At 55.8% G+C, this 12,653-nt stretch carries 16 protein-coding genes; 1 reads left to right on the top strand and 15 read right to left on the bottom strand.

Translation table 11 applies throughout. The annotated features are described in order from the left end of the window. The first annotated feature begins 197 nt into the window (after window positions 1-197). A complete protein-coding gene (locus MJA45_RS12070) occupies window positions 198-1,745 on the top strand; it encodes a YifB family Mg chelatase-like AAA ATPase (protein WP_315607499.1) in 1,548 nt (515 codons plus the stop codon). A 195-nt stretch (window positions 1,746-1,940) separates the two neighbouring features. Here MJA45_RS12070 and MJA45_RS12065 read toward each other — a convergent pair whose 3' ends face one another. The 15 genes from MJA45_RS12065 to ftsY all read right to left on the bottom strand — a co-directional run bounded on the left by MJA45_RS12065 (window position 1,941) and on the right by ftsY (window position 12,580). Beyond that, a complete protein-coding gene (locus MJA45_RS12065) occupies window positions 1,941-2,318 on the bottom strand; it encodes a YraN family protein (RefSeq protein ID WP_315607498.1) in 378 nt (125 codons plus the stop codon). Further along, window positions 2,315-2,602 carry an EscU/YscU/HrcU family type III secretion system export apparatus switch protein gene (locus tag MJA45_RS12060; RefSeq protein ID WP_315607497.1) on the bottom strand — a complete coding sequence of 96 codons (288 nt, stop codon included), beginning with the start codon at window positions 2,600-2,602 and terminating at the stop codon, window positions 2,315-2,317. The genes MJA45_RS12065 and MJA45_RS12060 overlap by 4 nt, the downstream gene beginning before the upstream one ends. Continuing rightward, window positions 2,599-4,488 (bottom strand): hypothetical protein, encoded by a 1,890-nt coding sequence (locus tag MJA45_RS12055; protein ID WP_315607496.1) that lies wholly within the window; start codon window positions 4,486-4,488, stop codon window positions 2,599-2,601. The genes MJA45_RS12060 and MJA45_RS12055 overlap by 4 nt, the downstream gene beginning before the upstream one ends. Window positions 4,489-4,552: 64 nt before the next feature. After that, a complete protein-coding gene (locus MJA45_RS12050) occupies window positions 4,553-5,173 on the bottom strand; it encodes a ribonuclease HII (RefSeq protein WP_315607495.1) in 621 nt (206 codons plus the stop codon). Between the two features lie 23 nt (window positions 5,174-5,196). Continuing rightward, the gene (locus tag MJA45_RS12045; RefSeq protein WP_315607494.1) at window positions 5,197-5,388 is read right to left on the bottom strand and encodes a hypothetical protein; all 192 of its coding nucleotides are present in this window, start codon (window positions 5,386-5,388) and stop codon (window positions 5,197-5,199) included. 142 nt (window positions 5,389-5,530) lie between these two features. Next, complete coding sequence (ylqF, locus tag MJA45_RS12040) at window positions 5,531-6,421, bottom strand: ribosome biogenesis GTPase YlqF (protein WP_315607493.1); 891 nt, start codon at window positions 6,419-6,421, stop codon at window positions 5,531-5,533. Window positions 6,422-6,451: 30 nt separating this feature from the next. Then, on the bottom strand, window positions 6,452-7,036 hold the full coding sequence (gene lepB / locus MJA45_RS12035; protein ID WP_315607492.1) for a signal peptidase I: 585 nt from the start codon (window positions 7,034-7,036) through the stop codon (window positions 6,452-6,454). Window positions 7,037-7,111: 75 nt separating this feature from the next. Beyond that, the gene (rplS, locus tag MJA45_RS12030; RefSeq protein WP_315607491.1) at window positions 7,112-7,453 is read right to left on the bottom strand and encodes a 50S ribosomal protein L19; all 342 of its coding nucleotides are present in this window, start codon (window positions 7,451-7,453) and stop codon (window positions 7,112-7,114) included. 189 nt (window positions 7,454-7,642) lie between these two features. Then, window positions 7,643-8,386: a tRNA (guanosine(37)-N1)-methyltransferase TrmD gene (gene trmD, locus MJA45_RS12025; RefSeq protein WP_315608003.1), complete on the bottom strand. Its 744-nt coding sequence runs from the start codon at window positions 8,384-8,386 to the stop codon at window positions 7,643-7,645. Between the two features lie 2 nt (window positions 8,387-8,388). After that, on the bottom strand, window positions 8,389-8,907 hold the full coding sequence (gene rimM / locus MJA45_RS12020) for a ribosome maturation factor RimM (RefSeq protein WP_315607490.1): 519 nt from the start codon (window positions 8,905-8,907) through the stop codon (window positions 8,389-8,391). A 93-nt stretch (window positions 8,908-9,000) separates the two neighbouring features. Beyond that, window positions 9,001-9,231, bottom strand: a complete 231-nt coding sequence (locus tag MJA45_RS12015) for a KH domain-containing protein (RefSeq protein WP_315607489.1) — start codon at window positions 9,229-9,231, stop codon at window positions 9,001-9,003. Window positions 9,232-9,253: 22 nt separating this feature from the next. Beyond that, window positions 9,254-9,526 (bottom strand): 30S ribosomal protein S16, encoded by a 273-nt coding sequence (rpsP, locus tag MJA45_RS12010; protein ID WP_315607488.1) that lies wholly within the window; start codon window positions 9,524-9,526, stop codon window positions 9,254-9,256. A gap of 45 nt (window positions 9,527-9,571) precedes the next feature. Further along, window positions 9,572-10,936 (bottom strand): signal recognition particle protein, encoded by a 1,365-nt coding sequence (gene ffh, locus MJA45_RS12005; protein ID WP_315607487.1) that lies wholly within the window; start codon window positions 10,934-10,936, stop codon window positions 9,572-9,574. Window positions 10,937-10,961: 25 nt separating this feature from the next. Next, window positions 10,962-11,309 (bottom strand): putative DNA-binding protein, encoded by a 348-nt coding sequence (locus MJA45_RS12000; RefSeq protein ID WP_315607486.1) that lies wholly within the window; start codon window positions 11,307-11,309, stop codon window positions 10,962-10,964. A 278-nt stretch (window positions 11,310-11,587) separates the two neighbouring features. Beyond that, complete coding sequence (gene ftsY / locus MJA45_RS11995) at window positions 11,588-12,580, bottom strand: signal recognition particle-docking protein FtsY (RefSeq protein ID WP_315607485.1); 993 nt, start codon at window positions 12,578-12,580, stop codon at window positions 11,588-11,590. Between the last annotated feature and the right edge of the window lie 73 nt (window positions 12,581-12,653).

The following is a 12,653-nucleotide window of genomic DNA, read 5'->3' as shown; positions in this document are numbered from 1 at the left end:
CGTCTCACCTCCAGGTTAGTATGTCCGGTTGAGCCGAACTTCCATCCGTTTTTCCAAATTTGGCAGGAGTACCTTTTCAGATGGAATTGGTTTATAATAGTAGAAAGACATTATGGAAATGAGGAAGCACCTTTTTCCGCAGGACTTTCGCCGCCTATTGGGCAGGGGGAATATATCCGGGAGAGAGGTGCTTTCATTTGTTTGGCAAAGTATGGAGTGCATGCGTCCATGGAATCGACGCACAGTTAATTGAAGTAGAGGCGGATATCAGCAGCGGACTCCCCCAAGTTAATTTGGTGGGGCTACCTGACTCCGCCGTAAGGGAATCGGCGGAGCGGGTGCGGGCTGCTATCCGCAATTGCAACTATACCTTTCCGATGGAACGGGTCACGATTAACCTCGCTCCTGCGGATGTCCGCAAGGAAGGGTCTTCCTTCGACTTGGCCATCGCCATCGGTCTTCTTGTTTCGAGCGGGCAGCTGGAGGCGAAAGGCTTCGAGCGGACCCTGCTTATCGGAGAGCTAGCTCTGGACGGATCTCTTCGTCCCGTTCCCGGCATTCTGGCTATGGTCCACCATGCCCGGGAAAAAGGTTTGGAGAAGATCGTCCTCCCCGCAGCTAACTTGCACGAGGCGCTGCTCGTAGAAGGCCTCAAAGCTTACCCCTTATCCCATCTGAACGACATTCGACAGGTTTCGGGGGATTTGATTAACGGGATTAATTATTCACAGCATATAATAAATCCTGCTCCGGGTTCGATCTCAACCGCTTCGTCCGAACCCGATTATGCCGATGTTAATGGCCAGCAGCATGTGAAGAGAGCCATGGTCATTGCCGCCTCCGGCCTTCACAACATCATTCTCGTGGGTCCACCCGGCACCGGCAAAACGATGCTCATCCGGCGGCTCCCGGGCATTCTTCCGGACATGCCCGACTCCGAAGCCCTGGAGGTAACCAAGATTTACAGCGTAGCCGGGAAGCTGAACGGGCGGGCGGAGCTTTTACGCCGGCGGCCCTTTCGCTCCCCTCATCATACCATCTCCGGCGGGGGCTTGATTGGAGGCGGAGCCATCCCCAAACCGGGTGAGGTCAGCCTCGCCCATCGGGGTGTGCTGTTTCTCGACGAGCTTCCCGAATTCTCGCGCAGCGTTCTGGAGGTGCTGCGGCAGCCTCTGGAAGACAGGAGCGTAACCATCGGACGGGCACGCGCCGTCTTCACTTTCCCGTCCCATTTCGTCCTGGCGGCCTCCATGAATCCATGCCCTTGCGGTTATTACGGTGCGGAGACCCCCTCCCACTCGTGCACCTGTTCGCCGCTCAAAATCGGAAATTACCGGTCCAAAATATCCGGGCCCTTGCTTGACCGCATCGACCTTCATGTGGAGGTTCCCCGAATGGATTATGCCTCCTTGACCTCCAAGGAAGCCAATCTTTCCTCTGCCGCCATGAAAGAACAGGTGGAGAAAGCACATGCCATCCAGGCCCGCCGGTTCCATAATACCGGGATTCGCTTCAATGGGGAATTATCGGGCAGCTCGCTTCGCCGGCATTGCGCCTTAAAACCCGAAAGCGAAGATCTGCTTCGCCTCACCTTCGACGCTCTGGGGCTCAGTGTCCGGTCCCACGACCGGATTCTCAAAATCGCCCGCACCATCGCTGACCTGTCCGGATCCCGGGACATCGAGACCGAGCATCTGGCCGAAGCGATCCAGTACCGCAGCCTGGACAAGAAGCAAGAAGGTTAGACAATTATTGACAATAATAATTAACCTCGTTAAATAGTTATTTTCTCAGGATCCGGTCCGTTCTCTATCCTTCTAGCTCCTTCCATTCCACTTTCATCCCCCTCTTCCTCCTTCTCCCCCTATCCGTTCAAATGAAAAAGGAGCCCTTCACGGGCTCCTCCTCTTCTTGTTTATTGTATGGCTTATCAAAGAGACTTAGAAGGCAAACGGCAGATGCTGGATCTCCAGGACGTCCCCCTTTAAATCAAGCATAACCGACACCAGATCGAAACGGATTTGGCGGTCGTGGCCTCCCGTCTGATGCAGATAGACTTGAGCGGTCTCTCTTACCTGCCGCTGCTTGCGGTAATCAACGGATTCCTGCGGGGTCCCAAACCGCCCGGTTGCCCGCCGGGTCCGCACTTCGACAAAAACGAGGATACCTTCCTCCTCCACAATCAAATCCAGTTCGCCTGACCGGCATCTCCAATTGCGTCGGATTACCCGGCTTCCCTTGTCGGTGAAGAATTGAGCGGCCAGGTCTTCTCCCTTTTGCCCCACTTCTCTTCGGCTTCCCGGCTTGGCCGCCTTCATGATGGACCTCCCTTGGCTCTCTGATCCGAACGGTAGACAAAGCTTAAAATTTCGGCCACAAGCTGATACAGCTCAGGGGGAATCTCCTGGTTAATTTCCAGCTTGGAGAGCACCTCCACCAGGGACGGATCTTCCTGGATCGGAACGCCATGCTCCCGCGCTTTCTTCAGAATGGCTTCCGCTACTTGCCCTTTCCCCTTGGCCGTCACGGTCGGGGCTTGTTTGGTACCGGGAGAATACCGGAGAGCCACCGCTTGTTTAAGGTTCGTTTTGGATGGCTTCATATCCGTAGATCCACTCCTTTATATGGCTTGGAGCGGTAAGCAGCCGGAACGGGCGGTATGCCCGCCGCATCGTTCCCTTCATTCAGGTCCGCGGGCTGCTCCGGAAAGGACGAGCATTTCAAAGAGAGGAACCGGTAACCCAAGCCGGAGAGTCCGTTGGCGATCTCCTCTTTGTGGCTCTCCAGAAGGGAGGCCGTAAAGGGCTCGTTGTTCAAAACCTGCAGGCTCACGAGGCGGTCATATACTTGAACGTCCACCAAGGTACTGCCCAATGCCTTCATCTGCAGATCAAAAACAAGCCGGCAATTGGAGGGATCCAATTCCCCCCGCGGGCCTTTGCGCGACTGAACGTGAACGGCTGCCGTCTGAACTCCGTTCCCATCTCGGAAGGGAAGAAGAATCGTAACATGGGTGAACGCGGATTGACGATCTGAAGCCAGAAGGAGCTGCTGCCCGGTCACCTGCTGAAGAGCCTGCTGCACCGAATCCTTTAAAGAGGAAGGCAGTCCTTCGGTTGCCGTCAGCTGCAGCAGGAGACTTTTCAAATTATCTCCCGCCGCCCGTACGGCTTCGTGCGCTTCCGGACTTCCCTCCAGCCAGGCTACTCCTTCCTCCAGAGAGTTCGGAGAGACGGCTGAGGCGGCTTGCAGCCTTCTTGCCACGTGATGCTCATGGTCGATCCCTACCGCTTTCAAGAGCTTGCCTATCCAAGGTTCTTCTTCAATTGACGGAGAAACCTTCCTTTCCTGCGGCGTATTCGAGCTTTCCTCTGTTTCCAAAGTCTCGGATCGAATAAGGGCCTGCTGCCTGTCCAATCCTTTCCTTGGCCCCACTTCATCTCCGTTTTCCGCTCCTGTTATCCCGGATTCAGGTCGGGTAGAAGCGGTTTCGGGAGGAGGAGAATCTTCCGCGGAAAGAGAGGAATCCGTTTGGCGAAGGGGGGCAGGAACCGGGCTGCGCTCTGTGGCAGGCTCGGATAATGTCCGATCTCCCGATCGTTTACCCCGTGCGGTTTCCTGACCCTTGAGATTTCCGTCCGCTTCCTTAGGTGGAATGAACGGGACACTCGCGCGGAATTCCGCAATTTCTTCCGGAACAGAACCCCGAGCTGCTGCCACCGCAGCCGACGGAGGCCTGCTTCCTCCTTGGATTTCCTCAGCCATCAGAGAGGAGGAGGGAGTAAGCGTAGTTCCCTTCGCCTCCATCGCCTCCTGTCCCATGCCAAGGACCGTTTCGAGGAGCTGCACGGTCTGCTGCAGCATTCGGCCCGTCGGGGTTGAGCTTGCCCCTGGCTGGCTTAGAAAGGTCTCCACTTGTTCTCTCAGACTAGTAAGCTTCTGGTGAAGCGGAATGCCATACAAGACCTCCCGAAGGGGAGCTACGGTCTCCCGGCTAAGCGGAATGCCCTTCTTGACGGCCAGAAGAGCCGCCTGCTTCCACTCTCCGGACGGGACGCCCGAAGGGGCCTGCCCGCTCATTTCCGCGTATCCCCTGATGGTTTCTTTCGTTAGCGGGATGCCTTCTCTTTGCAGAATCCTCGCCGCTACCCGGTTTCCCGGCTCGTCCGGCAGAGCAAAGCTTTTAAGAAGCAGAGCTAAGGATTCCTCCCCCTCAACGATTGCGGTTCCATTAGCGGCCGGACTAAGGACGAGCGGGCCGCCATCCGGGGACGGCTGCACCTGCAGCCAAGTCGCTTCTCCCGCCTTCAGAGGGGCCTCCAGGCGCGCTTTAACCGTGATGCCATCTATCGACACCATCGCCTGCTGATCGGCCAGCAGACGAAGCACCATCCCTTTTACCACCTGGCCTGCTTTCAGCTCCAAGGTTTTGGGCTCCGCCGGCTGTCCTTCTCCGATCATGCTCCGAAGAAGCTGACCAATATTCATGCCTTCCCCATCCCCTTCGCTCTTCTGTGTCTATGGGTTATTTATCGGCAGGCGGAAGCCTATTTCACAGATCAAATGTCAGCTGTTCCTTCTCTTCTTGAAGCAGCTTGCCGAGAAAGCTTTTTCTATGTAACGGACTAGGTCCCAATTCCCTTAATTTGGCCCGGTGATGCTTGGTGGCATATCCTTTATGCTTGGCCAGCCCGTACTCGGGGTACTGCTTGTCCCATTGCTCGCACATCCGGTCCCGGGTCACCTTCGCGACGATAGAGGCGGCGGCTATGGACTGGCTGACCGTGTCCCCGTGAACGATGGCCAGCTGCCGGATCGAGGTGTCCACCTTCTCGGCGTCCACCAGCAAATAATCCGGACGAATCGTCAACCTCTCCAAGGCCTGCTTCATCGCAAGCCGTGCGGCCTGTTTGATATTGATGGAATCGATGGTCGCACAGTCAACCATTCCGATCCCAACCGCCAACGCTTGGTCCATGATTTGGGCATACAGCTCCTCCCTCTTCTTGGCGGTCAGCTTCTTCGAATCATTGACCTCTTCTATAATCAGGCCGCAGGGCAGAATGACCGCCGCCGCCACCACATCGCCGAACAAACAACCCCGCCCGACCTCATCAATTCCCGCTATCCGGGTATAATTCATTTTCCATAAATCCTGCTCGTATTGCAGCATGCTGTCCTCACCCCGTTACTCGATTATACTCCATCCCCCCTACCCGGGCCAGAACCAAGAGACTCCATAATAAAAAAACCGCCGGCGGAAACCGAACGGTTGCGTATGCGGATGGCCGCTATTTTTTCCATGAACTCCACCGCCTCATCCACCACCTGCTTACGCAGACTTTCCTCTTCCGAGGCGGTTCCCAGCAGACGGACTGCGGCCGTCACGAGCTTCGCCCCTCCTCCACTACCCTTACTTTGGACCTTAATCTCAAGCATTTCTTCTCGTCTTACCAAAAAAAAAGACCAGCCTCTTCGGCTGGTCTTTGCTCTTCTGTCAAGCTATTGGTATCCGGTTACCCGGTGGTTTTCAGCGTTCTACCGACAAATCCACTCCGTCGTCGGGATGCTCCAAGGAAATCCGGCCCATTTTGCCGGCCCGAAGATCGCGAAGAATCAGGGTGGACGCCTTCTCCAGATCGACTCGTCCGCCGCTCTGCAGGCATCCCCGCTTGCGTCCGATCGCTTCCATGACCTCTACGACTTCTTGCGGATTCTCCAGGTCGATTCCTTCCACGTCCAGGGAGAAGCGTTCCTTCAACGCTTCTTCGTAATACTGCACCATATATTTCACGGCGAAAAAGGCGACTTCCTCCCAGGGCAGCACTTCATCCCGGATGGCCCCGGTCGCGGCAAGCCGAAGGCCCACGCCCGGATCCTCAAATTTCGGCCAGAGGATACCGGGCGTGTCGAGCAGCTCGAGCTCCGATCCCGCCTTGATCCACTGCTGCCCCTTGGTAACGCCGGGCTTGTCCCCGGTCGCGGCTACCTTACGTCCTGCCAGACGGTTAATGAGGGTCGATTTGCCGACGTTAGGAATCCCCACGATCAAGGCCCGCACCGCACGCGGCTGGATGCCTTTGCGAAGCTGCCGCTCGATTTTTTCCTTCAAGAGGGCTTGGCTGCGGGGAACAATCTCTTTCATCTGGTTACCCGTTACCGCATCGATCGGCAGGGCGTCGAGACCTTTCCTTTTAAAATAAGCCACCCAAGCCTGAGTCGTTTGAGGGTCGGCCAAATCGAATTTATTCAAAAGAACGAGCCGCGGCTTCCCCTGCAGAATCTCATCGATCATCGGATTGCGGCTCGATAGCGGGATGCGCGCATCCAACAGCTCGATCACGACATCGATCAGCTTCAATTTCTCTTCAATCTGCCTTCTGGCCCTCGTCATATGGCCCGGAAACCATTGAATCGTCAACAGGATCACCCCCTCTTCGGTCTAAAGGTTCTAGTAGTCGTGCTTGATTAGCTGCAGCTTGGAGAGCGGCCAGAAGATAATATCCGCACGCCCGATGATTTTCTCATAGGCAACGGGTCCGATCATCCGGCTGTCCGTACTGTTCACGCGGTTGTCTCCCATCACGAAGATTTCCCCGTCCGGAATAGTCATTTCCTTATAGTTCGCGTTATAGTCGGCGTTGTTCTCCTTAAAATATTTATCAATCGCCTCTTGGATATAAGGCTCCTTTAATTCCTCGTTGTTGATGTAGACTTTGCCCTTCTCGATCTTGATCGTTTCGCCGGGCAGCGCGATGACCCGTTTTATGTAATCCTTCTCCTGCGGGGCGTGGAACACGACCACTTCTCCCCGGTGGGGCTTCCGGATGGTGTAGATGATTTTGTTAACGATGAGCCGTTCTCCCGTGTAGAAGTTAGGTTCCATGGACGGTCCTTCGACGATAAAGGGGGCAAACACAAAAAAACGGATCAACAACACCAAAGCTCCCGCAATGATAAGGGCTTTGGCCCATTCCCATATTTCGCTTTTTACTGCATCCGGCTGTTGAACCTGCCCATCTTCCACTGCCCACACCGACCTTTCTCCAGCATCTGTCCGTTTCTTGGAAAACGAAAAGGGACTTGCTTGCACAAGCCCCCCGTTTCAATCTTATCGAATTTCTTGAATTCTCGCTGCTTTACCGCGCAGGTTACGCAGATAGTAGAGTTTCGCACGGCGAACTTTACCACGGCGAGCCACTTCCAATTTGTCGATCTTAGGTGTATGCAGCGGGAAAGTTCTTTCCACGCCCACGCCGTAAGAAATTTTACGAACGGTAAACGTTTCGCTGATTCCGCCGCCGCGACGCTTAATTACAACGCCTTCGAACAGCTGAATCCGCTCGCGGGTACCCTCGATAACTTTTACGTAAACCTTCACCGTGTCGCCAGGGCGAAACTTAGGAAGATCTTGGCGCAATTGTTCTTTCGTAATCTCCTGAATCAAATTCATGGGACTCCCTCCTTCCACACAGGTGTTCATTCCGCTTTCATCGTGTCACTAATCTAGCTGTCAATGCGTAGAGGACCACCAGGATAACAACCCTTTAATAACCGAATTCCTATAAGAGGAACGGCCCTAAAGGAAAATTCACAACAGAATTAATCCTACCACAGCTGCCGTTAAAATACAATAGCGGCGCTAGGTTTCCGCCTCATTCTTTTGGAGTTCCTCCAGGAAGCGTCGATCGGCTGGGGTAAGCTCCATCCGCTCCAGAAGGTCGGGCCTGCGCCGGAAGGTCCGTTCCAGCGATTGCCGGCGGCGCCAAGCTTCGATATTGCCGTGATGGCCGGATATGAGCACCTCGGGCACCTCCCAGTCGCGGAATTTGGCGGGTCTGGTGTAGTGAGGATATTCCAGCAATCCCGTGCTGAAGGAGTCCGTAACGGCGGACAGCTCGTTGCCGAGGACACCGGGAAGCAGACGGACCACGCTGTCGATCATGACCATAGCCGGAAGTTCTCCTCCCGTCAGGACATAATCACCGATGGACAGCTCGTCCGTAACCAAGTGCTCGCGAATGCGTTCATCATAGCCCTCATAGTGGCCGCAGATGAACACCAGGTGCTCCTCCCGGGAAAGCTCCTCCGCCTTGGATTGGGAGAAGGTCTCGCCTTGCGGGCATAATAGGATAACCCGGGGCTTGGGCTCTCCTTCCCGCATCAAGTCCTCCACCGCCGCGAAGACGGGTTCGGGCTTAAGCACCATCCCTCCGCCTCCCCCATACGGATAATCGTCCACCGTATTGTGTTTGTTGGTCGAATATTCACGGAAGTTGACCGTGGCCAAGGAAACGATTCCCTTCTCCCGGGCCTTGCCCAGAATGCTGGCGCCGAAGACGCCCTCGAACATTTCCGGAAACAGGGTCAGCACATCGATTCTCATCACTACAGCAGGCCCTCCAGCAGGGATACGGTTACGGTCTTGCCGGGAACATCCACATTCAGCAGAACATCATCGATGACCGGAATGAGCACCTGCTTGCCTTTCGGCCGGCTGACCACCCAGACATCGTTCGCTCCGGGCGACAGAATCTCGGTAATCGTTCCGAGCTCCTCCCCTTCATCCGTGATCACACGGCAGCCGATGATCTCGTGGTGATAGTACTCGCCCTCTTCGAGCTCGACGAGGTGCTCTTCCTTGACCTTCACGAGCCAGTTTCGGTACTTCTCCACTTCATTGATATCAGTCATGCCCGCAAATTTAACCAAGTATACGTTTTTCTGCGGACGTCCGGATTCCACCTTTACCGTCAAGGTTTCGTCGCGCTCCGGATGCAGCAGCACCAGCTCGCTGCCCTTGGCGAACCGGACTTCGGGAAAGTCCGTTTGGGGGACGATTTTCAGCTCGCCCCGGATGCCGTGGGTATTCACAATCTTACCTACGTTATAAAGCTTGCCGCTCATGGCAACCTCCCTGTTGGTTATTGAAGGGTACAGCAAAAGGGCTAGGTTTCCCTACCCCTTTACTGGATGTGCCGTGAGAGAGACTCCTAGAAGCTAAGAGTCAATCTCGACGGAAACACGTTTGTTTTCCTTCACCGCTGCCGAGGTGACAACGGTACGGAGTGCCTTGGCGATGCGTCCCTGCTTGCCGATCACCTTGCCCACATCGGACGGGTTCACGGAAAGCCGGTACACAACACCTTGGCTGTCTTCCACTTCCTTCACATGGACATCTTCGGGATGATCAACCAACGCTTTAGCGATAACGGTCACCAGATCCTTCATGATAGACCTCCAAAGGTAAGGCTTACTTCTGGAGCTTGGATTCGTGGAATTTGGTCATGATGCCGGCTTTGCTGAACAGGTTGCGAACCGTGTCCGAAGCTTGTGCACCGGTTTGAAGCCATTTCAACGCTTTCTCTTCGTCGATGTTTACAGCCGCCGGTTGAGTCAGCGGGTTGTAAGTACCGATTTCTTCGATAAAACGTCCGTCCCGGGGGGAACGGGAATCCGAAACGACCACACGGTAAAAGGGAGCCTTGTGAGCACCCATGCGCTTCAAGCGAATACGTACTGCCATGATGTTTCACCTCCTTAAAAGAATCGTCAAATCCTAACCGCCGGATTAACCGAACGGGAATTTAAAACCTTTGCCCAGCTTGCCGAGCGGGCCTTTGGGGCCCTTCGGTCCCATCATGCCGGAGAACTGCTTCATCATCTTGCGCATATCATCGAACTGCTTGATGAGCCGGTTCACTTCCTGGATGCTGGTCCCGCTTCCGTTCGCGATCCGCTTGCGGCGGCTCGCGTTGATGATCTCAGGCTGGCGCTTCTCCTGAACAGTCATCGACTTCACGATGGCTTCGATGTGCCCCATCTGTTTGTCGTCGACCTTCAGATCCTTCATGCCCTTCATCTTGTTCATGCCGGGGAGCATCTCGAGAATCTGGTCCAGGGGACCCAGCTTCTTGACCTGATCCATCTGTTCGAGGAAGTCCTCGAACGTGAACTCGGCGTTGCGGAGCTTGCGCTCCATTTCCTTCGCCTTGTCGGCATCGATGTTCGACTGGGCCTTCTCGATCAGGGTAAGCATATCCCCCATCCCGAGAATCCGGGACGCCATCCGGTCCGGGAAGAACGGCTCCAGCGCATCCACCTTCTCGCCCATCGCCGCGAACTTGATCGGGCAGCCGGTCACAGCTTTGACCGACAAGGCCGCACCGCCGCGGGTGTCCCCGTCGAGCTTCGTCAGAACAACACCGGTCAGCTCCATCTGCTTGTGGAAGCTTTCCGCCACGTTCACGGCGTCCTGTCCGGTCATGGCGTCCACGACCAGGAGAATCTCATCCGGCTTGACGGCTTCCCGGATGTTCTTCAGCTCGTCCATCAGTTCCTCGTCGACATGGAGCCGGCCCGCGGTATCGATAATGACGTAATCGTTATGGTTGTCCTTCGCCTGCTGCATGCCCTTACGGGCGATCTCTACGGGGCTTACCTGGTCTCCAAGAGAGAACACCGGGGCTTTGATCTGCTCGCCCAGCACCTGCAGCTGCTTGATCGCAGCCGGCCGGTAAACGTCGCAGGCGACAAGCAGAGGGCGCGCATTCTGCTTCTGCAGCAGCTTTGCTAACTTACCGGTAGTGGTGGTCTTACCGGCCCCTTGAAGACCGACCATCATGATCACGGTAGGCGGCTTGTTGGCCTTCGCCAGCTTGCTCTGCGTCCCGCCCATAAGAGCGGTGAGCTCCTTGTTGACGATGTCCACGACCACCATGCCGGGGGTGAAGCTCTTCATCACATCCTGGCCGATCGCCTGTTCCTTGACCTTGGCAACAAATTCTTTGACGACTTTGAAGTTGACGTCCGCTTCCAGAAGGGCCAGGCGAACCTCGCGCAGGGCTTCATTGACGTCTTCTTCCGAAAGCTTCCCTTTTCCTCTCAGCTTGCCGAATACATTCTGCAGCCGGCTGGCCAAACCTTCGAATGCCATGAATGCCCACCTCCGTACCTAAAGATTATTCTATATCTTCCAGCTGTTTAATCCATTGAGCCAATCTTTCGGCCGAGCCGTCCTGGACAGACAGGGCCGCTTCCTTCAGCTGCCCGAGCAGGGCCTTGCGCTGTACATGCTTCTCCCAAAGCTGAAGCTTGTTCTCGTACTCCTCAAGTGTGGCTTCCGCCCGCTTGATGTGCTCGTATACCGCCTGCCGGGAGATCTCAAATTCCGAAGCGATTTCTCCGAGGGACAGGTCATCGTGAAAATAGCAGGACAGAAAGGTTCTCTGCTTCTCCGTTAAGAGTGGAGCGTAGAAATCGTAAAGCAGGTTAACCCTGGTTGTTTTGGCCAGTGCATTCTGTTCCATCCGGCTAGATCACCCCCGTCAAGGAAAAACCCTTTACATCAACCTTGATCAGTTTACTCCAGACCGGGACTAATGTCAAGGGTTTGACCTTGTCACTCTTCCGGCGGCCTTTCAAGCTTCAGGGACCGGATTAAAAGGCATGACGCCGGACGAAGAAGTCGGTATCCGGAAATTCGGACCAGCTTGTCTGTCCTGGCCCGGCTGGCAGGCTGCGAAATCCTATCCGGGCCCTTTGAGGCTTCAACGGCTGCTGGCGGGTAATAACCCCCCCGTGTTCCTTACGGCGTATCGGCGGCTTCCTCGGTTACCAGTCCAGCGAACAGGGCATGCACGAACTGTTCGGAGTCGAACTCCTGCAGGTCGTCCATTTTCTCGCCGAGGCCGACGAACTTGACGGGAATGCCCACTTCCTGGCGGATCGCAATAACGATCCCTCCCTTGGCCGTTCCGTCGAGCTTCGTCAGCACGAGACCGGTCAAGCCCGTCTTGTCGCCGAACAGCTTCGCTTGGCTGAGCGCGTTCTGGCCGGTGGTGGCATCCAGCACCAGGAGCACCTCGTGGGGAGCATCCGGCACTTCCCGCTTGATGACGCGGTAAATTTTGTTCAGCTCCTCCATGAGGTTGACCTTGTTCTGAAGCCGCCCGGCCGTGTCGCAGAGCAGAATGTCGGCTCCGCGCGTTTTGGCGGCCTGCACGGCGTCGTACATGACCGCTGCAGGATCAGAGCCCGCCTGCTGCTTGATGACGTCGACGCCTACACGCTGGCCCCACACCTCCAGCTGCTCGATGGCACCCGCGCGGAACGTATCGCCCGCCGCCAGGAGCACCTTTTTGCCCTCCTGCTTGAAGCGGTGCGCCATCTTGCCGATAGTGGTGGTCTTGCCGACGCCGTTGACCCCGACAAACAGGATGACGGTCAGCCCGCTCGGAGCGAGCTTCAGGCCGTTGTCCTCATCGGAGCGAAGCAGGCCGACCAGCTTCTCCGACAGGACCGGCTGAAGTTCGTCTGCGTTCTCGATGCGCCGCTTGCGGACTTCCACCCGCAGCTCGTCGATCAGCTTCATGACCGTATTGACGCCTACGTCGGCGCCGATTAGGATTTCCTCGAGCTCCTCGTAGAACTCCTCGTCGATTTTTTTGCGGCGAATGATGAGGTCTTCGACCCGTTCCACGAAGGCGGTCCGCGTCTTGGTCAGGCCTTCGGTAAACTTCTTGGTGACGGCCTCGGTTTTGCCGGTGATGCTCTCTTTAAGTTTTTTGAAAAAGCTCATGGTTTCCCTCCGGGTGGGGTTTGCCGGGAAAGCATCTGCGAAATTTGAAAATGGCCTCCGGCTTCTCTTGTCA

This window comes from Paenibacillus aurantius (assembly GCF_032268605.1).
GTDB lineage: Bacteria > Bacillota > Bacilli > Paenibacillales > NBRC-103111 > Paenibacillus_AO > Paenibacillus_AO aurantius.
This window is presented reverse-complemented; position numbering and strand designations above follow the sequence as displayed.

Bases quoted from the DNA above. Each gene is read 5' to 3' on its own strand.
- MJA45_RS12065 (WP_315607498.1), bottom strand. From the start codon at position 2,318: ATGAAGGCGGCCAAGCCGGGAAGCCGAAGAGAAGTGGGGCAAAAGGGA.
- MJA45_RS12060 (WP_315607497.1), bottom strand. From the start codon at position 2,602: ATGAAGCCATCCAAAACGAACCTTAAACAAGCGGTGGCTCTCCGGTAT.
- MJA45_RS12055 (WP_315607496.1), bottom strand. From the start codon at position 4,488: ATGAATATTGGTCAGCTTCTTCGGAGCATGATCGGAGAAGGACAGCCG.
- MJA45_RS12050 (WP_315607495.1), bottom strand. From the start codon at position 5,173: ATGCTGCAATACGAGCAGGATTTATGGAAAATGAATTATACCCGGATA.
- rplS (WP_315607491.1), bottom strand. From the start codon at position 7,453: ATGAATTTGATTCAGGAGATTACGAAAGAACAATTGCGCCAAGATCTT.
- trmD (WP_315608003.1), bottom strand. From the start codon at position 8,386: ATGAGAATCGATGTGCTGACCCTGTTTCCGGAAATGTTCGAGGGCGTC.
- rimM (WP_315607490.1), bottom strand. From the start codon at position 8,907: ATGAGCGGCAAGCTTTATAACGTAGGTAAGATTGTGAATACCCACGGC.
- MJA45_RS12015 (WP_315607489.1), bottom strand. From the start codon at position 9,231: ATGAAGGATCTGGTGACCGTTATCGCTAAAGCGTTGGTTGATCATCCC.
- rpsP (WP_315607488.1), bottom strand. From the start codon at position 9,526: ATGGCAGTACGTATTCGCTTGAAGCGCATGGGTGCTCACAAGGCTCCC.
- ffh (WP_315607487.1), bottom strand. From the start codon at position 10,936: ATGGCATTCGAAGGTTTGGCCAGCCGGCTGCAGAATGTATTCGGCAAG.
- MJA45_RS12000 (WP_315607486.1), bottom strand. From the start codon at position 11,309: ATGGAACAGAATGCACTGGCCAAAACAACCAGGGTTAACCTGCTTTAC.
- ftsY (WP_315607485.1), bottom strand. From the start codon at position 12,580: ATGAGCTTTTTCAAAAAACTTAAAGAGAGCATCACCGGCAAAACCGAG.